Below are 23,479 nucleotides of genomic sequence, written 5' to 3'. Positions count from 1 at the left end.
GCTTGTCCACCCCCTTACAGGAGCGGGGCGTGACCCGTCTCCCGTGAGGGGTTTTCGGGGAGGGCGGTACCTGAGCGGGTTTTAGCGTTACGCGGAAAACATCATTTCCGGACCCTCTGGTATGCGGAGGCAGACGCAGACGCTTCCGGATGCCACTCTGCCGCGGTTTCGCTTAAACTACGCTCAGCGTGAACGTTAACTGCGTATTCCGCTCTATTCGATCACGGATTGGCATCGAAGTTCGATCAGCGATTCGCCTCCATTCGATCAACCGGGAACTTAACTTTTCCTACTACTTTTTAAACTGTTTTTTCGTCGCTTTCCACTGCCGGTTTATTTTTCCTCATTGACTCTCCCTGGAGTACCAGCCTGTGCGCGTTATGCACCAGCCTGTCCAGGATCGCATCTGCCATTGTCGGGTTCTCCATCAGACCGTGCCACTTGTCTACCGGGAACTGGCTTACTACGATGGTGCTGCTTTGTCCGTAGCGGTCTTCGATTATCTCCAGCAGGTCGTTACATTGCGCGTTGCTCAGCGGTTCCAGACCCAGATCGTCCAGTATCAGCACCTGCGTTTTCTGCAGCTGTTTAAGATGCTTCAGCCAGCTGCCGTCAACACGCCCCTGCGCCAGCATCTCCAGTAGCCGTCCCGTACGCCAGTACTGCACGCTGTGTTTCTGTCGGCATGCCTGCTCACCCAGCGCATTGGCTATCCAGCTTTTTCCGCACCCCGTCGGGCCGGTGATCAACAGGCTTTTCTTGTGGGTGATGTAGTGACCGTTCAGCAGTTCCCGCATCTGTTCGGCCCGCAGACCCCGTGAGACCGGGTAATGCAGCCCCTCCGGGGCTGCCTGGTACTTCAGGTTGGCGCTTTTTCTCAGCCGCGCAACACGACCGTTTTCTCTGTTCAGCAACTCATCATCGGCCAGCAGGGTCAGCCGCTCCTCGAACGACAGCTCCTCGTAGGTCTGGGGCGTTTCTCGCTGGCGTATCAGGCTACCGGCCATCGCCGGTAGCTTCAGTTGGGTCAGTTTGTTTAACAGGTTATCGCTCATACAGTCGGTTCCTTTGGTCATCTGTTAGTGGTAGTAGCCCGGGCCGCGCAGGTTTTCATGCTCAGGTGAGGTCATGGAGTGCTGCTCGCTCTGACGGGATAACGGCAGCTCCTGGTTCTCACGATGGTGGCGCAGCAGGTTGTCGATGAACCGTCTGTCCGGTGCGTTATAGTGCCAGGCGACGCAACTGGCTTTTTTCAGTCGCTCTTTTCCGTATTTTTTCTGCAGCGCGGTCAGACCGAGTACCGCGCGGTAGGCCAGCTCCGGATGAGCCTTTGCTTTCAGCATGGCGTCAACCACCCTGCCGGTGAACGGGCCGATGCTGCATCCCATCTCGATCAGCCGCTCCGGTGTCCATGTCCCGTGCCCCCGCTGTTGAGCAGGCATATGCAGCGGATTGGTGGTGTGCTTATACTCATGCGAACTGCGCGGATGCTGCGCAACGCACTGACCCTTGTGCCAGACCTGAACCACCGCCTGGCCTGCCTTCAGCGACAGACGCTGACCGACCAGTTCGTGCGGGACCGAGTACCAGTGGCGGGCATACTCAACGTGGTAGTCAGGACCGACCTTCACCGCTTTGTATTCGGTGTACTCATACGTCGCCAGAGGCAGCGGTGAGAGTGCCGGCGCATCCAGCATGCGGAAGCGCTCTGCGCGGGTCTGGTTGCCGTACCCTTTCATTGGCCGGTTATTCATGTCCGTCAGCAGCTCCCGAAGGCGGGTATTCAGCGCCCTGAGCGTGTAGAAGGTTTCATTGCGGATGCGGGCCAGCAGCCACCTCTCGACGATGAGGACCCCGTTTTCCGCCTTCGGCTTGTCTTTCGGCTTATAGGGGCGGGCCGGGATGATGACGGTACCGTAGTGCTCCGCTAGCGCCTGGTAGCTGTCGTTGATGACTGGCTCGTAGCGATCGGCCTTTTTCACCGCGCTTTTGAGGTTATCGGGGATAAGCAGCTTCGGTACGCCGCCCAGGAAGGTCAGGCAGCGGCTGTTGGCGTTCAGCCAGGACATCATATCCTGTCCTTCACACGCCTCGACGTAGGTGTAGTTGGATGCTCCCATCACGGCCACGAAGATGGCCACACGGCGTATTTCTCCGGTATCCGGGTTGACGACGGGGACCGTCGGGCCACAGAAGTCGATAAAAAGCTTTTCACCGGCGCGGTGCTCCTGGCGCATGGAGAGGCGGCGCGTTTTTTTCCACTCCCGGTAGCAGCGGCAGAAGTGGGAGTACCCCATAGCCAGCTCACCGGCCTGAGCCTTGTACTCCATCCACAGCAGCTGGCGCGTCACGCCTGGCTTTCTCATCTCAGTATCGAAGTGAAGCAGGTCAGGCATAACCAGCTCTGACGCAGAGGCACTTTTGGCCGGGAAGATACGCTTTTCAAGGGCCGCGTGGGATATGGCTTCAGGGAGGGGCCATGGGAGAGACGTGGCTTTAAAGCGGGAGAGCACCTCAAAAACGGTTGATGCACTGATTTTCAGCGTCAGTGCGATGCAACGGTTGGTCAGCTTCTGGTCGAACTTAAGCTGAAGGATCTTAAAACAGGTTTCCATGGAACTCCTGGCTTTTCTCTTTTTGGACATCGATATCTCCATTGGCTTAAAACAGCAATGAAGACTGTGATGGAAAGAGTTAATTCCCGGAGTGAGCGACAGGATGCCAATCAGTGATCGGATGCGTGCCAAATCATGATCGATTGTGATGCCAAACCGCGATCGGAGATACATGCCAAATCATGATCGATTCGAATGCCAAACCGTGATCGATTCAGATGCCATTGTGCACGTTAACGGGAACCCGCCAGCATTTTACGGGCTGAATATAAGGAAAAGAGCACTCAGTGACGTTGACAGAAAAATCGGGCCATCTGGCGTGGTGTGCCCTGGTGGCGCTTGCGCTGGCCAGGCAGAACGGCGATGCGCTGTCGCCGGCACAGGAAAACCTCTTTCTCACCCGCTGGCTGGCCGCCGCGCTGAAGCAGCGGCGCCAGCTGGGCGTCGGCGCGAAGCTGGCCGGCAAGCTGGATTACCTCTGGCGTTCCTGCTCCGGGGAGCTGGCTGAACAGAACGACCTGTTCCGGCTGACGTATGCGCTGGAAACGGCGAAGGACATGAGCTGGACTTACCGTCTGCTGAACGACAGAGAGTGGTCCGGGCGGTATGCCGTGGCTCTGAATGGCGCAGTAAACGGCGTTTACCTTTCGCGATCTAACCTTGATATCGCTTTTGACGATAATGGCTATCAGGTTAACCCATTGATGGCTCAGCTGACGGGGAATGTGGGCGGTGTGATGAAGCTGCTGAACCGCTGTGGCTGGCAGGCCGAACAGAGAGTGATGTCTCCCTGCCCCACCAGTACTCGCTGATGGCTAGACAGGGAGTCTCAGGAAAGGATTAGTGGTGGATCTGCGTCAGGCCGTCTTCAGCCAGATCGGTCATTTTCATGACGGTATTGCTATCGAATCCGTGCTTCAGCATGGTGCACGCAATATCCAGTCTGACCCTACTGGTGCTTTTGTTGACCACTGTATCGATGTAGCTTTCAGTAAAGCCTCTGGTGAATCCCCGAAACCATATACGCCAGGCGATGGTATACGGTCTGTAAGGGCATTCGGTCTCCGGGAGGATTTCTTTTAAAATGCTACAGGCATCCTGGAAAATCTCCCGATGACCTTCGCCCAGTGAGTGCTGATACAGTTCCCGCGAAATATCCTGCAGGAACTCAGGTAAAGCATCAATTTCCGGGCAACCAGACCCGGTCACAGGCAGTGTCAAAGGCGGCGTCACTCCGTCAGTCAGTATGCATCTTCTCAGGCGATTACTCGCAGAGGTCTGTGGTGAGGCCGACAACAGTATTACTCTGTGTCAGTCGCAGGACAAAGAAAACAATGGTTTTCGCTGTGTTATGGCAACCGGTCATCAGACCCGTGGCTGGCACCCGGCAGACCGATTATACCAATTTATCAAAACAGAGGTTGTGGGAGAAGTGTTCTCTGGTCCAGCAAACGATCGTTTGATGGAGAAGTTATCTGATGGCCTCATTTGTACATATGTGCTAATGTGGGTTTGTGCATTCCAGAGGAGATAAGCCAGTGAGCCGACTGACAATTGACATAACAGACCAGCAGCATCAGAGCCTGAAAGCGCTGGCTGCCCTGCAAGGTAAAACGATCAAGCAATACGCACTCGAACGTTTGTTCCCCGGCGATGCAGACGCTGACCAGGCATGGCAGGAGCTGAAAAAGCTGCTGGGAAACCGTATAAACAACGGGCTGGAGGGGAAAGTTTCTACCAAAAGTATCGGAGACATTCTTGATGACGAACTGAGCGGAGAGCGCGCGTGACGGCCTATATACTTACCACTGATGCGGAAGCCGACCTACGGAGCATCATCCGCTACACGCGTAAACAGTGGGGGACCGCACAAGTTCGTCGCTATATTGCCAGGCTGGAACATGGTATTGCAGATCTTGCTGCCGGGCGAGGTTCCTTCAGGGATATGAGCGAACTCTTTCCTGAACTACGGATGATACACTGTGAACATCATTATGTTTTTTGTCTGCCACGCGGGAGTGCGCCCGCACTGGTTGTAGCGATTTTTCATGAACGTATGGATCTCATGGCCCGGCTGAGCGAGAGGCTCAACATCGAAAGTTAGCGGTCAATGAAGTCCAGCCCAGTTTCAACACTTCATCCAGCCGGGTTAGGTTTAAATGGTCACTCTATCAGCGGCATCGCTTATGTGGCCACATAAGCGATCCTGAATATCAATTTATGGTTACGCAGAGGTATACCCCAATGTGACAGGCTGACGCACCCGCCGGGCTTGTCCCACCCCTCCCCTTGTTCCGAAGCAAGTTCTGAACAGAGGAGGAGTTGGTTCTTTGAGTACAGCCTCAGTTGTCTTTTTGAACCATGAGATAAATGATCGTTTATGTACAAAAATTTAATGCCGTATCATTATATGTTGTACGTTTTTGTTTGTTTTGTACAATAGCGTGAGCTTTTACGCCATCAATGTGCAAGGATTCCATCTTGAGGGGACAATAATGAAACGCGATTACGGTAGTGTGGGTACCATAGCTCTCAGAGCAAGCGCTTTACTTCAGGCTATGAGTAGGGATATTGAGGAACAAAGGAAAGAATTTAATCTGACAGAGTATCATCAGACATATACTCGTAACGCTGTCGCAAAACTACCAAAGCTGAGCCGGCGTATCGTAGAACTGGCCATGAAAGAAATGGAAGAAAACGGCTATATATTTAATAAAAAGCAGATTGGTAACGTCGAACAATATGCTCTGACGATAAAGAATGTTATCGATATCTACGCCCACCGACAGATACCTAAATATCGCGATATCCATAAAGAACCCTACGTAATTTTCGTTGTAAACCTTAAAGGTGGTGTATCAAAAACAGTCAGTACAGTTACGCTTGCACATGCGTTGCGTGTACATCAGGACCTGCTGCGGCATGATCTTCGCATCCTTGTAATAGACCTCGACCCACAGGCCTCCAGTACCATGTTCCTGGATCACACCCATAGCATTGGTACGGTCCTTGAAACAGCTGCTCAGGCAATGCTGAATGACCTCGATACCGAAACATTACGAGAAGCCGTTATTCGTCCTACTATTATTCCTGGCGTTGATGTCATCCCTGCTTCTATTGATGACGGCTTCGTGGCGAGTCAGTGGGAGTCTCTGGTTGCAGAACATTTACCAGGTCTTAAACCTTCAGAAGTGCTCAGGAAAACAATCATCGACCGTATCGCAGGGGACTATGATTTTGTCTTCATTGATACCGGCCCCCATCTTGATCCGTTTCTTTTGAATGGCCTGGCGGCGAGTGATTTGCTTCTGACCCCTACCCCACCGGCGCAGGTTGATTTCCATTCAACCCTTAAATACCTGACGCGTTTGCCTGAAATGCTGGAGCGTCTTGAAGAAGAAGGTGTAGAACCACGCCTGAGTGCGAGTATCGGTTTCATGTCCAAAATGACTAATAAACGCGATCACGAAACTTCGCATAGCCTGGCCCGCGAAGTGTATGCAAGTAATATTCTGGACTCGTCGCTGCCACGTTTGGATGGATTCGAACGATGTGGTGAATCTTTTGACACTATCATTAGTGCTAACCCTGTTTCATACCCAGGTAGTGCTGAAGCGTTGAAAAAGGCACGTACTGAAGCAGAACGGTTTACGAAAGCTGTTTTTGATCGCATTGAATACATCCGGGGAGCATCTAAGTGAAAAAGGTTTTAGCTCGTGGTCGAGTTCTCGGCAATAGCAATTCAGAGTTCGCCCGTATGCTTGAAGGTGACGGAGATGTCAAAACGTTCACACTCAAATCTGGCAAGCAGGCCAAATTTGTCAAAACGGTTGTATTAAGCGGTGAGATTGAATCAAAAACGTTCGTTGATGCATCTGTTAATGGACGGGATCAGGCGATGCTTACTCGCGAGTCCGTAAGTGATATTTCCCGGACGATAAGGCTGCAGCAATTCTTCCCGGCTATTGGACGCGAAGTAGATGGACGAATTGAGATATTAGATGGGACCCGACGTCGTGCCGCCTGCATCTTTAATAATGTTAAATTCGAAATTCTGGTAACCAAAGATGATATCTCACTCGCCGATGCACGGCAGCTGGCGAAAGATATCCAGACAGCAAGAGAACATAGTCTTCGCGAGCTGGGAAAACGACTAGAGGTCACCTATGGAACTAGCATGACGAAAGAAGAGATTGCGTTGAAAGAAAATCTCTCTCCGGCGAAAGTGACACGTGCGTTCCAGGCCGCAGCAGTGCCAGATGAAATGGTTGCAGTATTCCCGATGATAAATGATATTTCGTTGTCGGATTATCAGTTTCTACTGAAACTGGCTGAAGAAGCAAACAACAAGCAAACATCGGTAACAGAACTTATGGAAAAAGTTCTGTATCGGTTGAAGACCATGCCAGATTATCCGGCAATTGATAAAAGCAAAATTCTTGCGGTTATCCGGTCGGAGAGCAAATTGTTGACAGCCCTCCCAACTAGAACGGTTCAAACCGAGAAGCTGAGAGAATTTTCAGATCGTAATCAGTTTGCCAGAAAGAAAACTGATCCAAAGAAGCGACTTGTTGTTTATGAGTTTTCCCGTATTTCCGCTGAGGTGCAGTCGGAGATTGATGAGGCAATAAAACGTATTCTGGAAAGACTTCCAGAGTCAGGTGAGTAAGGGACAAGGATGCCGAAGAGCATCCTTTTTTGTATATTTTTCACCACGCCAATTTCATGCTTATTGGTTTGATTATAAAGGAAAATTTGAAATTCTTTCACACTGAAATCACCACGCTTTTCAACCTCTTCGTGGCTCTGATCTTGACCCGCCATCTCCGGACAGCTTTTGTATCTTAAGTTAACGATGCCCGCTGCCGCCGGTATTCCCTTGGGGAGTGATATCCCAGCGCGCTATGCGGGTGGTTTTCATTGTAATGCGTGAACGCTGCTGCAAGGTTTTGCAGTGCTGTTCTCACATCCGGTTTTGGCATGAACGCGTATAGTCTTCCTTCATCGTCTTCACGAACCGCTCTGCCATGCCATTACTCTGTGGGCTGCTCACTGCTGTTGTGCAGGGTTCCAGATTCAGCTCTCTGGCGAACTTCCGCGTTTCATGCGCTGTATACGCTGAACCATTATCCGTCAGCCACTGCACCGGTGTGTCGGGCAACCTGTCGCCGAAGCGTTTTTCCACCGACCTCAGCATCACATCCTGCACAGTCGTACTGTCATAGCCTCCCGTGCTTGCAGCCCAGTCTATGGCCTCACGGTCGCAGCAGTCCAGCGCGAACGTTACACGCAGTTTTTCGCCGTTGTCACAGCCGAACTCGAAGCCATCTGAACACCAGCGCATATTGCTTTCTGCAACTGCGATTTTACCCTTATGTTCACGCTTCAGGCGCTCTGGTTTGTCATGCAACAACAACAGGTTATGCTCGCTCATTATCCTGTAAAGACGTTTGGCATTCACAGGTGGCTGTCCCTCTGAGCGACGTTGCTTGCGCAGGATGCCCCACACGCGTCGATAACCATAACTCGGCATATCGCTGATAATGTTGAGGATAGCCGACAGTATTTCAGCGTCAGCTTCGTCATTACGCCGGTTACCGCGCCTGTCCAGCCAGTCGGCAGAACGGTTCATCCGCAGTGACAGCTGCGCACGCGACACGCCCATGGTGCGGCTGACCAGGGCTATTCCCCGTCCTTTGGCAGCAAGGGCGCGTGCGCTATCCATTTTCGCGACTGACCGTACTCCACTGCTTCTTTCAGGATCTCAACTTCCATTGTCTTCTTGCCCAGAAGGCGCTGTAGTTCCCGAACCTGTTTCAGTGCTGCTGCAAGCTCAGAGGCAGGAACGACTTCCTCCCCGGCCGCAACGGCAGTGAGGCTGCCTTCCTGGTATTGTTTCTTCCACTTGAACAGCAGGCTGGGCGTAAGCGCCCCGTCAGCGACGTCTGTCGACGAACCTTTAATCCGGCGATGATAGAGTCCACTTAATTTTTAAATGGACTCTATCACAAATGACAGAACCTAGAGCCCCACGCCAGCGGGCAATCTACTCCATGCCGTTCAAACTCGACCTGGTTCAGCGATCACTTCAACCCGGTGCCTGTGTGGCACAACTCGCCCGCCAGAACGGCATTAATGACAACCTGCTTTTCACCTGGCGTCAGCGCTATCGTCATCTGGTTGATGCGCTATCTGATGAGCCTCAGGCACCGACCATTATCCGTGACGATATCGTTCCTGTTGTGACCGCCGGATACTCTCAACCCGTGCTGCCCGCTCTCCCGGCATCATCAGCACAGAGTCTGCCAGCGAATACCGGGCAACGCTGTGAGGTCAGCATCGGCCGTGCACGCCTGAAGCTGTCCGGCAATCTCACCCCGGCCATGCTGTCTGCTCTGGTTCGTGAACTGAAGAGAGGTGGCGGATGATATCCCTTCCCGTGGGTTCCCGCATCTGGCTGGTGACGGGCGTTACCGACATGAGAAACGGCTTCAACGGCCTGGCCTCCCGCGTGCAGAATGTCCTCAACGATGACCCGTTCAGCGGCCATCTGTTCATCTTCCGGGGGCGCCGTGGTGATATGGTGAAGCTGTTGTGGTCCGATGAGGATGGTCTGTGCCTGTTCATCAAACGTCTTGAGCGTGGACACTTCGTCTGGCCCGCTGTCAGCGACGGGAAGCTCCACCTGACCCCGGCGCAACTGGCTATGCTGCTGGAAGGCCTGAACTGGAAACATCCGCAGTCATCACAACGTCCTGGCCTGCGGGTGTAACCTGTTGTAATGTCGGGTGTATGGAAAATGAACTCCCTGACGATATCGACCAGTTAAAAGCCATGCTGCGTAAACAGCGGACGATGCTGAACGACCAGCAGACCCGGTTGCGCCAGTATGCAGGCCAGCTGGCGGGTTATGAGCAGGAAATCAACCGCCTGAAAGCACAGCTGGATAAACTGCGGAGAATGCTGTTCGGTCAGAGTTCGGAAAAGAGCCGTAATAAGCTGGAAAACAAAATCCGCCAGGCAGAGAAACGGCTGGCAGAGCTGGAAAACCGCCTGGAGGCGGCAAAAAACTGCCTGAACGACGACAAAGCGGTCCTGGATGCGCCAACAGATGCTGAGGTTGCGCCACAAACGACGCCAGGAAAAACCGCCCGCAACACCACCCGAAAACCGCTGCCAGAAGACCTGCCACGGGAAACGCAGACTCTCCTGCCAGCGGACAGCGTCTGCCCGTCCTGTGGTGGAGAACTGAAGGTGATGGGAGAAACTCTCTCTGAACAACTGGAAATCATCAATACCGCCTTTAAAGTTATCGAAACGGTCCGGCCAAAACTGGCGTGCAGCCGGTGCGACGTTATCGTGCAGGCGCCACTCCCGGCCAAACCAGTAGAAGGCAGTCGTGTGGGCAGCAGCCTGCTGGCCCGTATCCTGGTAGGAAAATATGTGGAGCATACGCCTCTGTACCGACAGTCTGAAATCTACGCCCGTCATGGACTGACGCTGAGTCGTAACACGATGGTGCGCTGGGTCGTGATGATGGGCAGCCGGCTTCGTCCGCTGTATGAGGCGCTCAACCAGTACGTCCTTCAGGCTGGCAAGGTGCATACCGATGACACGCCGGTCAGGGTGCTGGAGCCGGGGAGAGGTAAAACGCGAACCGGTCGCTTGTGGGTCTACGTCCGGGATGACAGCAACGCCGGGGCGACAGAACCACCGGCAGTGTGGTTCTCTTACTCAGCGGATCGTAAGGGGGAACATCCGCAGCGGCATCTCTCCGGGTATCAGGGCGTGCTGCAGGCCGATACGTACGGCGCTTACGATGCGTTGTATGAGTCCGGGCGGATCAGAGAGGCAGCGTGCATGGCGCATGCCAGACGAAAAATCCATGACGAGCATGCGCGGCGGCCAACTGTGATGACGAATGAGGCGCTGAAACGGATAGCTGCGCTGTACGTTATCGAAGCCGAAATCCGTGGTCTCCCGCCGGGTGAGCGACTGACAGCCAGAAAGGAGCGGACGGTCCCGCTGATGCAGTCGTTGTATGACTGGGTACAGGAGCAGATGAAAACGCTGTCGGTCCACGCTGAGATGGCGAAGGCGTTCGCGTACATGCTGAAACAATGGGATGCGCTGAACGAATACTGCCGCAACGGTCAGGTAGAGATCGACAATAACATCGGTGAAAACGCGTTGCGCTCAGTGGCAGTTGGCAGGAAAAATTATCTGTTCTTCGGCTCTGATAACGGCGGTGAGGCCGCGGCGGTGATCTACAGCCTGGTTGGCACCTGCAAGCTGAACGGCGTGGAGCCGGAAGGCTGGCTGCGTGATATTATAAGCAAGATCAACGCCTGGCCTTCAAACCGGCTACATGAACTGCTACCCTGGAACCTCTCTTCTGTAAAATAATCCTTACGACCACGCTCAGGACGGAGCGCTTACGCCAAAAGTGTATGAAGCCCTGGAGATGGAGACGCGGGAAAAACCGGAGCAGCCGGGCTTCGCCGTGCTGATGAAGGAATTTTTGCGCACGGATCCGTACAAATGCCTTCTGTGCGGCAACCGGCTGCGCTTCAGCAGTGCACAGGCAGGGAGACATACGACCGAATTAGTGGCAGAAAGGCTGCATGACATAGACAGAAAACGATGGCTTCTGGCACAGGCTGCAGGATAAGTGCGTCTGAAATATGGGTTACGGGTTAAAAACACGTCAAAAACAGCATTTTATGACTATAACGTTCCCGATGGCGCATCATTACTGCATTGTTGACACTGCTGTTCATGGTCAGGAAATTTTCAAAACGATGATTCATTTTCCTAACCATGAACATGATGCTCAGATTACAAAATCGGCCAGAATAATCAGCGCCAACCGGACTGAGTTATTGTCGTCTCATAACCTCTCTCAAGGAGTTTAGTCTCCAGGATTCCCGGGGCGGTTCATACTCCAGGAATTTTCCCCAAGAAACCACGGCAAATGCCGGAGCTACAAAGTTTAATCAAATTAATTGTTCTCTGGTTCCGCATCAGGCTGATTAACCGGAGATGCAGCATGAAACGATATCAGCTCTTCACACGCCAGGCAAATTCGCTGGATAGTAGGCATACGTTCCAGCGAGCAATTGAAACGCCGCGCATTGAAGACCTGCGGTATCAGGCAACAATCAGCTAATCCTGGCGTATTACCATGGCAGAAACGACCGGTTCGTGGATCATCAATGAGCATTCTTTCGATGGCCAGCAGGCCCTCAGTAAGCCAATGGCTATACCAGCCTTCTTTATCTTCCACCGACAGGCCAAACTTCCCGGTAAGAAAATTAAGAACTCGGAGGTTATTAAGTGGATGGATATCACAGGAAATCGTCTGGGCAATACCTCTGACCCTAGCCCTATCCCCAGGACTAACCGGTAGCAATGGAGCATCCGGATAAACTTCCTCCAGATACTCAATAATAGCCAGAGACTGCGTCAGATGGCCGCCAGCATCTGTCTCAAGGCAGGGAACAAGACCGAGTGGACTGAGTGCCCGGTAGCTGACCGAATTCTGCTGACCACCGGATTTCAGTAAATGTACTGACTCGGTATCGTATTGTATCCCTTTGAGGTTTAGAGCAATTCTAACCCTGTAGGAGGCCGAACTTCTGAAATAGGTATAAAGCTTCATACTATTTTGTCCTGACAGAGCGTAAACAAATTCAGGAGACTCCCCGGACTACTTCTCATTCAGCATTTGGCTGGACTTGCTGCTCAATAGCACCGAACAGACTCTGGCCATTATTATCAAACATTTCAATTTTCACGCTGTCGCCAAACTTCAGGAAGCCGGTCTGTGGTTTACCTTTCTCGATAGTTTCGTACATCCTGACCTCTGCAAGACAACAGTAACCGACACCACCATTGATAATCGATGAACCATACAGATCCCCCTGTTTGTTCGAGACTGTTCCTGAGCCAAGGATGGAACCGGCCTCCAGATTGCGGGTTTTGGCAGCATGGGCAATCAACTGCGGGAAGCTGAAAGTCATGTCCTGACCTGCATCCGGATGCCCAAAGAGGGTACTATTGATGCTGACTGTCAGAGGACGATGAACTTTACCATCACGCCAGTCTCTTCCAAGCTCATCCGGCGTAATGGCTACTGGACTAAAAGCCGATGACGGTTTCGACTGGAAAAAACCAAACCCCTTGGCCAGTTCAGTCGGGATCAGATTACGTAAGGAAACATCGTTAACCAACATGATGAGTCGAATATGGTTCTTCGCCTGTTCCGGTGTGGTGCCCATAGGTACATCATCAGTGATCACCGCCACTTCCGCTTCGAGGTCAACCCCCCATTCTTCGGAACTGACTGTAATGGGGTCTCGTGGGCCGAGAAACGAGTCAGATCCGCCCTGATACATCAGAGGCTCAGTCCAGAAAGACGGCGGAAGCTCAGCACCACGAGCACGGCGAACGAGTTCGACATGATTGATGTATGCCGACCCATCAGCCCACTGGTAGGCGCGCGGCAACGGAGAGTGGCACTGTGCAGGATTAAACGTCTGCGCAGCCTGTAACTCCCCCCTATTCATAGCATTGTAAATTTCACGCAATTTCCCTTCAGCTGTATCCCAATGATCAAGTGCGTCCTGCAAAGTACTGGCAATAGAAGGGACTTTCTGACAATGGGTCAGGGTGCGATTCACGACGACAAGGACGCCGTCACGACGACCGTTTTTCAACGTAGCCAGTTTCATTTTTTACTCCATTTTTGATGATAATGGAAAGACGGTTGCCTTCGGTTTTCCGGCACACTACCTCTTCCTGGTGAATCACGAAGGATCAGACAACACAGTCTGCTCGATTCGTACACCAAGCAGCAGAACCAGAACAATGATGATCGAAGGTATGGCGATCAGAAAAAAAAGACTGCCCTGACTCCAGTTCAAACCGATCAGCTGACCACCGATAACGGGCCCTACCACCGATCCGATCCTACCAACACCTAGGCTACAGCCCACTCCGGTCGTTCGCAGTGTGGTTGGGTAGTAACTGGCAGCCATCGCATTGATAGCTGGTTGACCACCAACGACGGTAAAACCAGTGACAAAAACAACAGTAAACAACAGCGTGATCACTTCTATTGAATGACCGATTAAGGCGATGAACACGGCGGCTATTGCAAAGCACGGCACCAGAACACGTCTGAATCCAATTTTGTCGATTAGGCTGCCCATTACAATGGTACCGATGGTTCCGCCCAATTGCAGCATGGCACCAGCAAGTACGGCTTGTTCAAGACTCATCCCAGCGAGTCTGGCAATCGTTGGCAGCCAGTTGGACAGGAAATAGAGAGCTATCATATTAAGAAAACTGATTGTCCAGAGCACCAGCGTTCCGGCCGTCCTGCCATCCTGAAATAGAGCAATGATGGGTAAACCGGTATTGTGATGTCCGACAGCCACCAGTTCCATGTCATCGGAAATATGCTGCTCCGGAAAGATTTTATTGCAGGCTGTCCGCGTTGTATCCACACTTTTCCCACTGAGCACCTGGAACTGAAGGGACTCAGGCAGATAGACGGTCATTAGTATTGCGAGAATCAGCGGCAAGAGACCACCCAACCAGAATACTGATTGCCAGCCATGCACAGGGATCAGTACAGCTGAAACTATACCACCAAGCATGGCACCAACAGTAAAGCAGCAGGAAATCAGCATCATTATTAAGATACGCTTACGCTTTGGACTGAACTCTCCGCAAAGCGCCATCGAGTTGGGCATAATGGCACCCAGTCCCAGCCCAGTGATAAATCGAATGATGATCAGTTCCTGGATGGTACTGGAAAATGGTGTGAACAGCATGCACACACCAAAAAAGAATGTGGATACGATGAGCACGGGGCGTCGCCCAAGTTTATCGGCAGCAATGCTGAATATCAGAGAGCCGATGAGCAGACCGGATAAACCGGCACCAAATACGGGCCCTAGAACCGTCTTGTCAGCATACCAGTCCTGAAGTAACGCTGGGGCAACATAGCTTATTGCCTGAGCGTCGAAACCATCAAGTATCATGCAAATAGCGCACAGGATAAAAATACGCCACTGGGACGTACCTATGGGATTTTCGTCAATCAGCCTGACGACGTCTATTTTTGAAGTCAAACCCATTAAATGTCTCCTAGATATCCTTAAACCCCTTTTAAATAATGGGCTCTCAGACGATCACAGTTGTAATTCAGTTTAACTATCCGGGGAACGGCTTAGTAACCCCGGCCTGATAGGTAATACGCGTTATTCTGTATAGCTGCCATCGTGCATCCAGCTGGCGTGCTGAGGTGCTTTTTTGGTCCTGGACCACTCGTTGAGCATTTCCCACTTAACGTCATTAAGCAATGCTGCCATCTTTGGTGTTCCGGTATTGACCGCCAGCTCGAGACGATGACCATTCGGATCGAAGAAGTAAATGGACTGGAAGATAGTGTGGTCGGTCGGCCCAACGACTGAAATTCTATCAATCTCGAGTTTACTCTTAATTTCCATCAATTCATCGAATGACCCGATTTCGAAAGCCAGGTGTTGAGTCCAGTCTGGAGTATTCGGATCTCGCCCCATTTCAGGTCTGGTCGGTAATTCGAAGAAGGCCAAAATACTGCCATTACCCGCATCCATAAAAACATGCATGTAGGGATCCGGCTCTTTTGTCGAGGGGACCTGATTCTCAGCAATAGCGAGAACAAAGTTCATTCCCAGGTACTTCTGGTACCATTCGACCGTCTCTTTGGCATCTTTGCAGCGATAAGCCACATGGTGAATTCTCTTAATAAGTTGCATCTTTTTTCTCCAGATATCTGTAAAATGCTTTTGAAAGTTTAGTCTCCCGGCATCAAGCAACGCCGATACAGGAGAGCTGTCAATGCGTTATACAACATCTCGTTAGCATGGAGACTATCGGGAAATCAAGGAACTACATCAGCAGAAAAGGGGCATGGCAATACCCTGTCCACCACACTGCACAGAGTGTACCCGGGGTATGAATAGCGTCTGGCGGTAATTCACCCGGCGGGACAATTTCCTCCACTTCTACTACCGTTATCTGAGCCGCCGTCGCCATGAGTCGATTGAAATTCTGCGCAGTATGGCGATAAACCACATTGCCGTACCAGTCTGTTTTCCAGCCCTTGATTAATGCAAAATACCCTGTCAGAGACTCTTCAGGAATGTAATGATTACCACCAAACTGATGAAGCCCTTTACCCTCAGAAATCGGCGTGCCATATCCTGTTGCGGTATAAAATGCGGGGATACCAGCCCCTCCTGCACGCATTCTCTCTGCTAGCGTTCCCTGAGGTGTCAGTTCAATTTCCAGTTCGCCACAGGGTACTAGTTGTTCAAACAGTGCGTTTTCCCCCACATATGAAGCTATAACCTTTCGCACCGTTGGTAACACGTCTGACTTCAGCAATCAGATTTTCAGGACTACTGCACAGTTCAAAGCCGCCAGCCAGCACGGTCATGCCGTCTTTCAGACCATTGAGTGCTTCTGCATAACTGAGCACACGTTTGTCCAGTCCAGACATGTTTATCTCTCCCGTTGCTTATGCCGCCATCATTGATGGCAGAGACTTATTTGTTAATTTTGAATTTGTGATGTACTCATTTGTTTTTTTTATTAAATTATTTTTAACTGAATTTTTTCAATTAATTAACTGGCGAAAGAATGAAAATGAGCGTCAAGCAGTTACGCGCATTTTTAGCGGTGGCTCACACTCTGAATTTCGTCCACGCCAGTAAAAGACTGCATTTGTCGCAATCAGCATTGAGTCTGACCATTAAGGGGCTGGATATTAGACGTCAACTAGTTTTGCCGACGTGTTGCCTCACCAGTTAATGTTACTTTCTTGCTTCAGCTAAAATGTTACCATCGGCATGAGTTCCGTAGACCAGTTCTCTGACCACCCTGACCCGCCATTCCTGCAACCTGCGTTGCAGTGTTCTGCGATGACCCTCCGTAAATTGACCCGGATGTGCGTCTTCAAGTTTGAGAAGTAATTCGGTACTGCCCAGTTGCGGTTCATCTTTAAGCCAGCATTCTATTTCGTTCCAGACGTCAGCGAAGGGATCTGCACGGATTCGCCAGTGGCGAGGTTTTGATGGTGCTGGATGATGTAAAGGATTCACTGCACCTTCCTGCCAGGCTACGGAGAGGCCCTGCAAAATGCGGTTAAATCGCTGTTTTTGTCTCCAACAGGATCTCCGACAGCTATTCGTACCAACTGATGCTGATAAAGTCGAATGGTTTCCAGCAACTTCAAAGGATCTAGTGCGTGGATGATATCGTCAAAATGGCATCGGAACTCAGCACGCAGAGTATGCAGTTCTATCAGGCGATTATAAGGCGTTTTGGGAGCATCATGCCTGCGAACCGTTTTCCCGCCATTTCTCGCCATATCTGACTGGCATTGTGGTTTCCGCTTTCTCGCTGTTCTTCAAGCCAAATCGCCGTTGCAGAAAGCGATATGCGCTGGTGTTCAGATGGCTTCGAGTTCGGCTGCGACAACGGCGAAAAACTGCGTGTAACGTTCGCGCTGGACAGCTGTGACCGTGAGGCCATAGACTGGGCAGCAAGCACGGGAGGCTATGACAGTTCGCCATGCAGGATGTGATGCTGAGGTCGGTGGAAAAACGCTTCGGCGACAGGTTGCCCGACACACCGGTGCAGTGGCTGACAGATAACGGTTCAGCGTATACCTCGCATGAAACGCGGAAGTTCGCCAGAGAGCTGAATCTGGAACCCTGTACAACAGCAGTGAGCAGCCCACAGAGTAATGGCATGGCAGAGCGGTTCGTGAAGACGATGAAGGAAGACTATATCGCGTTCATGGCAAAACCGGATGTGAGAACAGCCCTGCGAAACCTTGCAGCATCGTTCACGCATTACAACCGTACAGCGCGCTGGGATATCACTCCCCAAGGGAATACCGGAGAGGGTGGGCATCGTTAAATTAAGAGACAAAGCTGTCCGGAGATGGCGGGTCAAGATCAACTGAGTACGACATGGCAAAAGAGAGAGCATTAACGCTTGAGGCGCTTCGCGTCATAGACGCGATTGACCGGCGTGGCAGTTTTGCAGCGGCGGCAAATGAGTTGCGACGCGTTCCGTCTGCGCTAAGTTACACCATGCAGAAGCTGGAGGAAGAGCTGGACGTGTTGTTGTTTGATCGCTCAGGTCACCGAACAAAATTCACTAATGTGGGGCGAATGTTTCTGGAGCGCGGTCGCATGCTTCTGGAAGCTGCGGACAAGCTTACAGCGGACGCCGAAGCGCTGGCGCGAGGCTGGGAAAACCATCTGACGTTAGTTACCGAAGCACTGGTGCCGACTGAAGCGCTGTTCCCGCTGGTTGACCGCCTGGCGGCGAAGGCCAATACGCAGCTGTCAATCATCACCGAGGTTCTGGCAGGCGTCTGGGAGAGTCTGGATACTGGCAGAGCAGACATCGTCATTGCGTCGGGCAGGCATTTGCGTTCAAGTTCGGAAATCAACTCGCGCAAGCTTTACAGCGTGAATAACATCTATGTTGCTGCACCCAGTCACCCTATTCACAACGAGCCGGAACCGCTGTCTGAAGTCACGCGCGTGAAGTATCGCGGTGTTGCAGTCGCAGATACCGCACGTGAACGTCCTGTATTGACGGTACAGTTGCTGGATAAACAGCCTCGTCTGACAGTTACCTCGCTGGAAGACAAACGGCAGGCGCTGTTGGCAGGGCTTGGCGTGGCGACAATGCCGTATCCGTTTGTGGAAAAAGATATTGCTGAAGGGCGGCTGCGCGTTGTCAGCCCGGAATATAGCCATGAGGTGGATATCATTATGGCGTGGCGTCGCGACAGCATGGGAGAAGCTAAATCCTGGTTCCTGCACGAAATACCGAAGCTCTTCTCCTGCTATTCTAAATAGATTTTCGACGCCGCTAAACGAGCGTGATTCCGGACATTATCACCAGCGACGACTGGGGCAGCTAAGCCAGAGAAGTTCCGAAGGATAAGCATCTGACCTGCACAATTGTCAACGACGGGTAAAAAGTGGGTCTTCCGCAACTTGGGTGGAACCTTTCAGGCCAGAGGACTCAACACCCGTCGCCTCAGTAACTCGAACCCAGCACGCCCGTACATCTGCCGCTTCAGCATTTTCAGGCGATTTACATGCCCTTCGACTACACCGTTACTCCATCGGCTGGTAATCGCTTCATATATTGCTGCTGCATCAGCTTCCATCCCGGCAGCAACACGCTGAAGCTCAACCGGGCCGCTTTTGCTGACATTACTGAACCATCTGCTAAGTTGTTGCTTGTTTTTGGTTTTCAGGATCCGGTAGAAGTCCAGTGCCAGTTGTTGTGCTATTTTCAGCTGCGGCTCTTTTTCACACATCAGCCCGATGAAGCGGGAGGCATAATTTTCTTCACCCCTGATTATTCGCCAGGGCATCAGCCAGCGGCTTACACGGGAAGCGGAAGGAAGTCGGGTGGTGGCAGCAACCGGTGGGAGCCAGCCTTTACGCCATCTGGCAACGGCATCCCTGACGATGGTTTCACTGCCTGTAAACCCCTTCATCACCATTTCCCGCCATATCTGGCTAGCATTATAATTACCACTTTCACGTTGCTCTTCCATCCACTTTCGCCATGGGTCAAGAAGGCCTCGCTTTGGAGGCCGGGTCGATATTTCAGGGAATGCCCCTGACTGCACCCAGCGACTGACTGTTACGCGTGATAATCCAGTGATGCGGGATATTTCCCTGAACCCACACCCCTTATTATGCAGGGCCATAACCTCTGTCCAGCGCTGATGTCGTTTATTTCGGGTCTGCTGTTTAAGTCGTTCCGGACGACGGAGCGTTGGTACTGGCACAGAGGATTCTGGCTCAGGTGATTTCTTTGGTGACAACTCACTGGCAACCAGCCTTATCAGAGGCATATGTCTGTACATCATTCGTTCAAGCGCATCGCCAATATTTTTTAACAGGTGCCATCTATCGGCCACCTGTCTGGCCTGAGGTGCTCCTTCCCGGGCAGCCATGGAGTAAATACCTCCTCGATCGCGTGAAACGACCTGTATCTCCGGGTATTTTTTAAACCATGCAGTCAGAGTGCGCTGCTCCCGACCGGGCAGTAGTACCAGAGGGCGATGCGTATCGAGGTTAACAATCAGCGTGCCGTACCTGTGGCCCCTATGCCATGCCCACTCGTCGATACCGACATGCCGGGTCCTGTTCTCCGTCTGCTCTGGAGCCTGAACGACCCTACGCAGCAACGTATCCGGGCTGATCTGTATTCCTGAGGCTACCGCAGCCCGTCTTCCAGCCTCTCCGCCAGCAATGAGTCCCAGTTGATGCTGTAGATTTTGAAGTAACGCTGAAGACTGCTGCTGTGGACCAGCAAAAGGAGCCAGCGATTCCGCAAAGATTTTGCGTGAACAGGACGGGTTACGGCAGTACCAGTGCCGGACAGCAAAGATTAACCAGAGTGTCCGGCCGGAGCATGGGAGGTGTTGTATCCGTCGTCGACGACAACTATGAACAGAGCGGCTGCGTTTTAGACATTCAGGGCATTGCGCTGTTTTACGCGTGGCGCGGAGATGGAGGGTGATCCCATCAGAGCCAGTAATTTGTCGGCTGGATTGCCATCCACAAGGTAGCTGCAAAAGTGTTTTAAGTGAGGTCATCTCGTCATCCATAACTTAAAACAGCTTAGATCTTTGTTAACTAAAAAGTTTCATTGATTTTCTTCCACCCAAGTTGCGGAAGACCCAATATTAGACCGTCGGTGGAGATATAAGTGGATCACTTTTTACCCGTCGTTGACAATATGTCCCCGCCCGGGGTAACAGGTTGCACCAGAAAAGGGCAACAGGTTATCAGACCCGGCGGTCACTAAGCGAAACTATTTTTAAATGAATATTACCTAATCAGTGAGTGATCTCTGGTATCAGGCTTGCGTTTTGATATATCAGACAGTTACTTCACTAATGTACGTTTTCGTTCCATTGTACCGAAGGTCTGCTATGCGCAGATGAGTAAGCAGTTCCTGCGACGTGACCCGTTTGAATGCGTGTTGTGTGGAGGGAAGATGGCGTACCGTCGTGCGGTAGCAGGCCTGAATGTGCAGGGGCTGAAGACTCATGCCCGGGAGAGCAGTCTGATGAGGTATATCCCGGCCTGATGAAGGGAAGATCTGCCTTGCGTACACTGGCAGCCTGGAAATTGACCTGAAAAAGCACAAATTATCACCACTCCGGGGAGTGCCCGCTTACCCACGGAGACATAAATCAAAGAGGGGTTAAATTTCAACCACTTCATTCCAGAGCAGAAAAGGTTTCAATTTCCTATACGTGAACCAGAAAACCCATAACCCGTCATCCCCCTGTTAATGCCGTCACTCAGCCGGCGGTTTGCGTGTCAGTTTCGCCATTACTGACCGGGTTTATGGTCAGCAGTGTCCAGTCTCCGTCGCAGCAGACGGCCTCCCAGCCGCAGGTTTTCAGCAGCGCATTCAGCCCGTCAGCCTGGCCACCAATTCTTACCGGCACCGGCATAACCTGCTTCCCGTCATCATTAAAACCGATTTCCAGCGCGCTTTTCAGCAGAGAGATGCTGTTAACCGACGCCGCTGGCTGAATCTGACGCCGGCCGCACCACTCACTGTCGCTGAGGACGTGATACACCCAGTCATACTGTTTTGCCAGCTCCATCGCATACGTCAGGCGAAAGAGGTCATTCTGTTCTGACAGTTCGCCGGTACAGCTGCGCCAGAGATAGTCCAGCTTGTGGCGCATCCGAGCCCGGATACCGAGGGTGCGGGCCTGGTTGAGGAGCCAGTCGATATCAGTGGCGACGTCACGGGAAAACCGGCGCTGTTTTTTTGCCTGCGCGAGCCAGCGGGCAAGAAACAGATTTTCCTGCGACTCTGAGACCACCACGCGGTCTTCCCGGGCGGTCAGCAGGGCAATGAGGGCGCACCATGCCAGATGGCCAGATTGTTCAGTCAGCGACACGGTTATCTCCGGGTATCATATACCGGGGCAGTATAGCATATCCTGATGATAGTTAATGATATTTAACGGTACCCGTCACGTGATGCCGCAACGCGGCATGGAGGCGCCAGCGTGCGTTGAATATGGCACTGTGAGTGAGTGGCGCCGTAGCCCGGCGCAGCCGGTTACGTTGTTGACAGGTTTCACCAATCCATACCTTCCCCCTGCCAGACCCAACCCCGCTCAAAGCGACGCAGAAGCCTGTGTGCGCCACCGGAGTGATTCCGGCATAGCCGGAATGTATCTCCGCGTTAGCGGGCCGTCAGGGCCGCTTACGGGCGTGTACACAATACTTCCAGCGATACCACTTACAGCCACTCAAAAGCTGGTTACAACATCCATCACTAAAAGCGACACTACTCCCGGCCTGTGGCCGGGGGTGGCGGCGCTTTTCAGTGGTGGGTTCTGGCTCAGGTGTTGCCGCTGTGCACGGTCTGCCGCTCTCATTTTTGTATGTTGTAACTATACGCGCGCGACAGCGCCCGCTGCAACGCGGCGGGACCAACCTCTTATGTTCACCGAACCGGCGCGGACGTGAGTCCGCTGCAGGGGCGGGCATTCTCCTGAGCCTGTCCACAGGGCAGGCGACGAACAGGTTATTTATTTATAAGAAGTAATCTTATTTATTTAAAAGAAGTACAGAGCAGGTTTTTAAAGGAAACCACGCACTTTGAAAATACATCGGCTGGCGCTCTGTAAGCTGTACGGTTGTAACCTTATGGAAAGGTCCCTTGCAGTTAAATGTGGGTAAGTGTATTCAGCGACCGCAGCGGGCTTCGCCGGTGAGATTTTGGGCCGTTTTGGGGACAGGACGGTGGGAATTTTGATGGTGGGGTAGACCATGTTGCTCAGATAATGCGCGACTGTATGCTGCAGGCGTGCGAAATCCTCCGGCGTCAGCCGGATTTTTCATGAAGGAGGGTTATATGGGGACGGTGGCCAGTCGCGTGTAGTTGTTGCCCCGCGACATCAGCATGCGCTCCTTCACGCGCCGCTCAAGCTCGCGCTTCATCGCATCCAGCCCGCCGGTAAAGCGGCCGCTGGCGTACTCGCGCGTCAGCTGCTGTTTCACCAGCGTGACAATATCCTGACGGGTTCTGCCCGCGTCGCGGCGGGCGCGCGCGCGCTTCAGCCCGTGCGACTTGCGCTCGGTCTGGTAGCTGCGGAACCGCTCGCGCACAAAACGCCAGGCCTTCGCTATCAGCTCGTCCATCCCCAGCGGCTGGAGGCGCTGTTTTTTACGCTGCTGATTTTCCCATTCCACGCGGCTGCGGCGCGCGGCCACCACGGCCACGTCTGAGACGTCCAGCGCCGAGAACAGCGCCGGCGTGAAGGTGATATCGGTCGGGATATTGCACCCAATCTGCGGGTCATATTCGGTCTGATAGGTAATCAGACCCAGCTCCGCCATAAATTTCAGCGCCCGCGTGGCGCGGGTGATGGACAGGTTGCCACTCTTCGACTCCGTCGCCAGTCCGCACTCGATGGCCAGATTGGTGATGGAGCGCTGGACGCGGTTGGCCAGCGGGTCGTAGTGGAAGCAAAGCCCCTGCAGCAGCGCATCAATGGCACGACGGCGCAGCACCGGCGGCATGCGGTGACGCTTACCCAGCGAGCGCACGAACGCCACGTGGACGGAAAAATCAAAACGGGACGTGAAGCCTTCGGCTTTCGCCATCAGCTTACGACAGAACGGCAGCGTCTTCTTTCCTTCACGCGGCGTGAATGCCGGATGCGGGTTTCTGACCTGACGGTAATGTGAGAACAGGGTCTGAGCGTCAGTCACACCTTCCCGCAC

Annotated in this window: 21 protein-coding genes and 6 pseudogenes; 14 read left to right on the top strand and 13 right to left on the bottom strand. The window is 52.5% G+C overall.

What is annotated here, in order from left to right; all coding sequences use genetic code 11:
• Positions 1-299: 299 nt before the first annotated feature.
• Entirely contained in the window at positions 300-1,055 is a 756-nt protein-coding gene (istB, locus tag KGP22_RS23525; protein ID WP_223582777.1) for an IS21-like element helper ATPase IstB, read from the bottom strand.
• A 24-nt stretch (positions 1,056-1,079) separates the two neighbouring features.
• Entirely contained in the window at positions 1,080-2,615 is a 1,536-nt protein-coding gene (gene istA, locus KGP22_RS23520; RefSeq protein ID WP_223582775.1) for an IS21 family transposase, read from the bottom strand.
• 287 nt (positions 2,616-2,902) lie between these two features.
• Here istA and KGP22_RS23515 point away from each other — a divergent pair.
• Positions 2,903-3,459 (top strand): annotated as a pseudogene (locus tag KGP22_RS23515) (hypothetical protein).
• Here KGP22_RS23515 and KGP22_RS23510 read toward each other — a convergent pair.
• Positions 3,456-3,836, bottom strand: coding sequence for a hypothetical protein (locus tag KGP22_RS23510; RefSeq protein ID WP_223582773.1), 381 nt, complete (start codon positions 3,834-3,836; stop codon positions 3,456-3,458). The pseudogene KGP22_RS23515 and the gene KGP22_RS23510 sit on opposite strands and share 4 nt — an antisense overlap.
• Before the next feature lie 317 nt (positions 3,837-4,153).
• Here KGP22_RS23510 and KGP22_RS23505 point away from each other — a divergent pair, with 317 nt between their 5' ends.
• The 4 genes from KGP22_RS23505 to KGP22_RS23490 all read left to right on the top strand — a co-directional run bounded on the left by KGP22_RS23505 (position 4,154) and on the right by KGP22_RS23490 (position 7,284).
• Positions 4,154-4,405 (top strand): plasmid stabilization protein, encoded by a 252-nt coding sequence (locus KGP22_RS23505; protein WP_023213107.1) that lies wholly within the window; start codon positions 4,154-4,156, stop codon positions 4,403-4,405.
• Entirely contained in the window at positions 4,402-4,719 is a 318-nt protein-coding gene (locus KGP22_RS23500; protein WP_223582771.1) for a type II toxin-antitoxin system RelE/ParE family toxin, read from the top strand. The genes KGP22_RS23505 and KGP22_RS23500 overlap by 4 nt, the downstream gene beginning before the upstream one ends.
• A 391-nt stretch (positions 4,720-5,110) precedes the next feature.
• A complete protein-coding gene (locus KGP22_RS23495) occupies positions 5,111-6,316 on the top strand; it encodes an AAA family ATPase (protein ID WP_223582769.1) in 1,206 nt (401 codons plus the stop codon).
• Positions 6,313-7,284: a ParB family protein gene (locus KGP22_RS23490; RefSeq protein WP_223582767.1), complete on the top strand. Its 972-nt coding sequence runs from the start codon at positions 6,313-6,315 to the stop codon at positions 7,282-7,284. Before KGP22_RS23495 ends, KGP22_RS23490 begins: the two co-directional genes overlap by 4 nt.
• 175 nt (positions 7,285-7,459) lie before the next feature.
• Here the strand turns inward: KGP22_RS23490 and KGP22_RS23485 are convergent.
• Positions 7,460-8,528 (bottom strand): annotated as a pseudogene (locus KGP22_RS23485) (IS3 family transposase); the annotation flags it as partial.
• Positions 8,529-8,626: 98 nt separating this feature from the next.
• On the opposite strand from KGP22_RS23485, the gene KGP22_RS23480 reads away from it, so the two are divergent.
• From KGP22_RS23480 to KGP22_RS23465, 4 genes are read left to right on the top strand one after another with little or no spacing between them, the layout of a single operon-like run.
• Entirely contained in the window at positions 8,627-9,043 is a 417-nt protein-coding gene (locus tag KGP22_RS23480) for a transposase (RefSeq protein ID WP_223582765.1), read from the top strand.
• Positions 9,040-9,387 carry an IS66 family insertion sequence element accessory protein TnpB gene (tnpB, locus tag KGP22_RS23475; RefSeq protein ID WP_223582763.1) on the top strand — a complete coding sequence of 116 codons (348 nt, stop codon included), beginning with the start codon at positions 9,040-9,042 and terminating at the stop codon, positions 9,385-9,387. Before KGP22_RS23480 ends, tnpB begins: the two co-directional genes overlap by 4 nt.
• 20 nt (positions 9,388-9,407) lie before the next feature.
• Positions 9,408-11,021 carry an IS66 family transposase gene (locus tag KGP22_RS23470; protein ID WP_223582761.1) on the top strand — a complete coding sequence of 538 codons (1,614 nt, stop codon included), beginning with the start codon at positions 9,408-9,410 and terminating at the stop codon, positions 11,019-11,021.
• A 40-nt stretch (positions 11,022-11,061) separates the two neighbouring features.
• Positions 11,062-11,286 (top strand): hypothetical protein, encoded by a 225-nt coding sequence (locus KGP22_RS23465; RefSeq protein ID WP_223582759.1) that lies wholly within the window; start codon positions 11,062-11,064, stop codon positions 11,284-11,286.
• 330 nt (positions 11,287-11,616) lie between these two features.
• Here the strand turns inward: KGP22_RS23465 and maiA are convergent, their stop codons facing one another.
• The 5 genes and pseudogenes from maiA to KGP22_RS23440 all read right to left on the bottom strand — a co-directional run.
• Positions 11,617-12,276 (bottom strand): maleylacetoacetate isomerase, encoded by a 660-nt coding sequence (gene maiA, locus KGP22_RS23460; RefSeq protein ID WP_223582757.1) that lies wholly within the window; start codon positions 12,274-12,276, stop codon positions 11,617-11,619.
• Between the two features lie 55 nt (positions 12,277-12,331).
• Entirely contained in the window at positions 12,332-13,348 is a 1,017-nt protein-coding gene (locus KGP22_RS23455) for a fumarylacetoacetate hydrolase family protein (RefSeq protein ID WP_223582755.1), read from the bottom strand.
• 75 nt (positions 13,349-13,423) lie between these two features.
• Positions 13,424-14,761: an MFS transporter gene (locus KGP22_RS23450; RefSeq protein WP_223582753.1), complete on the bottom strand. Its 1,338-nt coding sequence runs from the start codon at positions 14,759-14,761 to the stop codon at positions 13,424-13,426.
• 123 nt (positions 14,762-14,884) lie between these two features.
• Positions 14,885-15,424 carry a VOC family protein gene (locus KGP22_RS23445; protein ID WP_223582751.1) on the bottom strand — a complete coding sequence of 180 codons (540 nt, stop codon included), beginning with the start codon at positions 15,422-15,424 and terminating at the stop codon, positions 14,885-14,887.
• A 190-nt stretch (positions 15,425-15,614) separates the two neighbouring features.
• Positions 15,615-16,170, bottom strand: a pseudogene (locus tag KGP22_RS23440) (CoA transferase subunit A); the annotation flags it as partial.
• Between KGP22_RS23440 and KGP22_RS23435 the strand changes: the two are divergent.
• Positions 16,169-16,384 carry a hypothetical protein gene (locus tag KGP22_RS23435; RefSeq protein ID WP_223582811.1) on the top strand — a complete coding sequence of 72 codons (216 nt, stop codon included), beginning with the start codon at positions 16,169-16,171 and terminating at the stop codon, positions 16,382-16,384. The pseudogene KGP22_RS23440 and the gene KGP22_RS23435 overlap by 2 nt on opposite strands.
• Positions 16,350-16,436 (top strand): annotated as a pseudogene (locus KGP22_RS23430) (LysR family transcriptional regulator); the annotation flags it as partial. The gene KGP22_RS23435 and the pseudogene KGP22_RS23430, both read left to right, overlap by 35 nt.
• 47 nt (positions 16,437-16,483) lie before the next feature.
• Here KGP22_RS23430 and KGP22_RS23425 read toward each other — a convergent pair.
• On the bottom strand, positions 16,484-16,771 hold the full coding sequence (locus KGP22_RS23425; RefSeq protein ID WP_223582749.1) for a hypothetical protein: 288 nt from the start codon (positions 16,769-16,771) through the stop codon (positions 16,484-16,486).
• Positions 16,772-17,085: 314 nt separating this feature from the next.
• Between KGP22_RS23425 and KGP22_RS23420 the strand changes: the two are divergent.
• Positions 17,086-17,599: pseudogene (locus KGP22_RS23420) on the top strand (DDE-type integrase/transposase/recombinase); the annotation flags it as partial.
• A gap of 48 nt (positions 17,600-17,647) precedes the next feature.
• Entirely contained in the window at positions 17,648-18,550 is a 903-nt protein-coding gene (locus KGP22_RS23415; RefSeq protein ID WP_223582747.1) for a LysR family transcriptional regulator, read from the top strand.
• 155 nt (positions 18,551-18,705) lie between these two features.
• Here the strand turns inward: KGP22_RS23415 and KGP22_RS23410 are convergent, their stop codons facing one another.
• Positions 18,706-20,325 carry an ISL3 family transposase gene (locus tag KGP22_RS23410; RefSeq protein WP_223582744.1) on the bottom strand — a complete coding sequence of 540 codons (1,620 nt, stop codon included), beginning with the start codon at positions 20,323-20,325 and terminating at the stop codon, positions 18,706-18,708.
• Between the two features lie 311 nt (positions 20,326-20,636).
• On the opposite strand from KGP22_RS23410, the pseudogene KGP22_RS23405 reads away from it, so the two are divergent.
• Positions 20,637-20,810 (top strand): annotated as a pseudogene (locus KGP22_RS23405) (IS91 family transposase); the annotation flags it as partial.
• 217 nt (positions 20,811-21,027) lie between these two features.
• Here the strand turns inward: KGP22_RS23405 and KGP22_RS23400 are convergent.
• The gene (locus tag KGP22_RS23400; protein ID WP_223582742.1) at positions 21,028-21,642 is read right to left on the bottom strand and encodes a DUF2913 family protein; all 615 of its coding nucleotides are present in this window, start codon (positions 21,640-21,642) and stop codon (positions 21,028-21,030) included.
• A gap of 961 nt (positions 21,643-22,603) precedes the next feature.
• Complete coding sequence (gene repA / locus KGP22_RS23395; protein ID WP_223582740.1) at positions 22,604-23,479, bottom strand: incFII family plasmid replication initiator RepA; 876 nt, start codon at positions 23,477-23,479, stop codon at positions 22,604-22,606.

The sequence above is a fragment of the Enterobacter sp. JBIWA005 genome (assembly GCF_019968805.1).
Taxonomy (GTDB): Bacteria; Pseudomonadota; Gammaproteobacteria; order Enterobacterales; family Enterobacteriaceae; genus Enterobacter; species Enterobacter vonholyi.
This window is presented reverse-complemented; position numbering and strand designations above follow the sequence as displayed.

What these genes read in the sequence shown, in the direction of transcription:
- istB (WP_223582777.1), bottom strand. Translation starts at nt 1,055, where the DNA reads ATGAGCGATAACCTGTTAAACAAACTGACCCAACTGAAGCTACCGGCG.
- KGP22_RS23455 (WP_223582755.1), bottom strand. Translation starts at nt 13,348, where the DNA reads ATGAAACTGGCTACGTTGAAAAACGGTCGTCGTGACGGCGTCCTTGTC.
- tnpB (WP_223582763.1), top strand. Translation starts at nt 9,040, where the DNA reads ATGATATCCCTTCCCGTGGGTTCCCGCATCTGGCTGGTGACGGGCGTT.
- istA (WP_223582775.1), bottom strand. Translation starts at nt 2,615, where the DNA reads ATGGAAACCTGTTTTAAGATCCTTCAGCTTAAGTTCGACCAGAAGCTG.
- KGP22_RS23470 (WP_223582761.1), top strand. Translation starts at nt 9,408, where the DNA reads ATGGAAAATGAACTCCCTGACGATATCGACCAGTTAAAAGCCATGCTG.
- KGP22_RS23435 (WP_223582811.1), top strand. Translation starts at nt 16,169, where the DNA reads ATGTTTATCTCTCCCGTTGCTTATGCCGCCATCATTGATGGCAGAGAC.
- KGP22_RS23410 (WP_223582744.1), bottom strand. Translation starts at nt 20,325, where the DNA reads ATGGATGACGAGATGACCTCACTTAAAACACTTTTGCAGCTACCTTGT.
- KGP22_RS23480 (WP_223582765.1), top strand. Translation starts at nt 8,627, where the DNA reads ATGACAGAACCTAGAGCCCCACGCCAGCGGGCAATCTACTCCATGCCG.
- KGP22_RS23415 (WP_223582747.1), top strand. Translation starts at nt 17,648, where the DNA reads ATGGCAAAAGAGAGAGCATTAACGCTTGAGGCGCTTCGCGTCATAGAC.
- KGP22_RS23495 (WP_223582769.1), top strand. Translation starts at nt 5,111, where the DNA reads ATGAAACGCGATTACGGTAGTGTGGGTACCATAGCTCTCAGAGCAAGC.
- KGP22_RS23450 (WP_223582753.1), bottom strand. Translation starts at nt 14,761, where the DNA reads ATGGGTTTGACTTCAAAAATAGACGTCGTCAGGCTGATTGACGAAAAT.
- maiA (WP_223582757.1), bottom strand. Translation starts at nt 12,276, where the DNA reads ATGAAGCTTTATACCTATTTCAGAAGTTCGGCCTCCTACAGGGTTAGA.
- KGP22_RS23445 (WP_223582751.1), bottom strand. Translation starts at nt 15,424, where the DNA reads ATGCAACTTATTAAGAGAATTCACCATGTGGCTTATCGCTGCAAAGAT.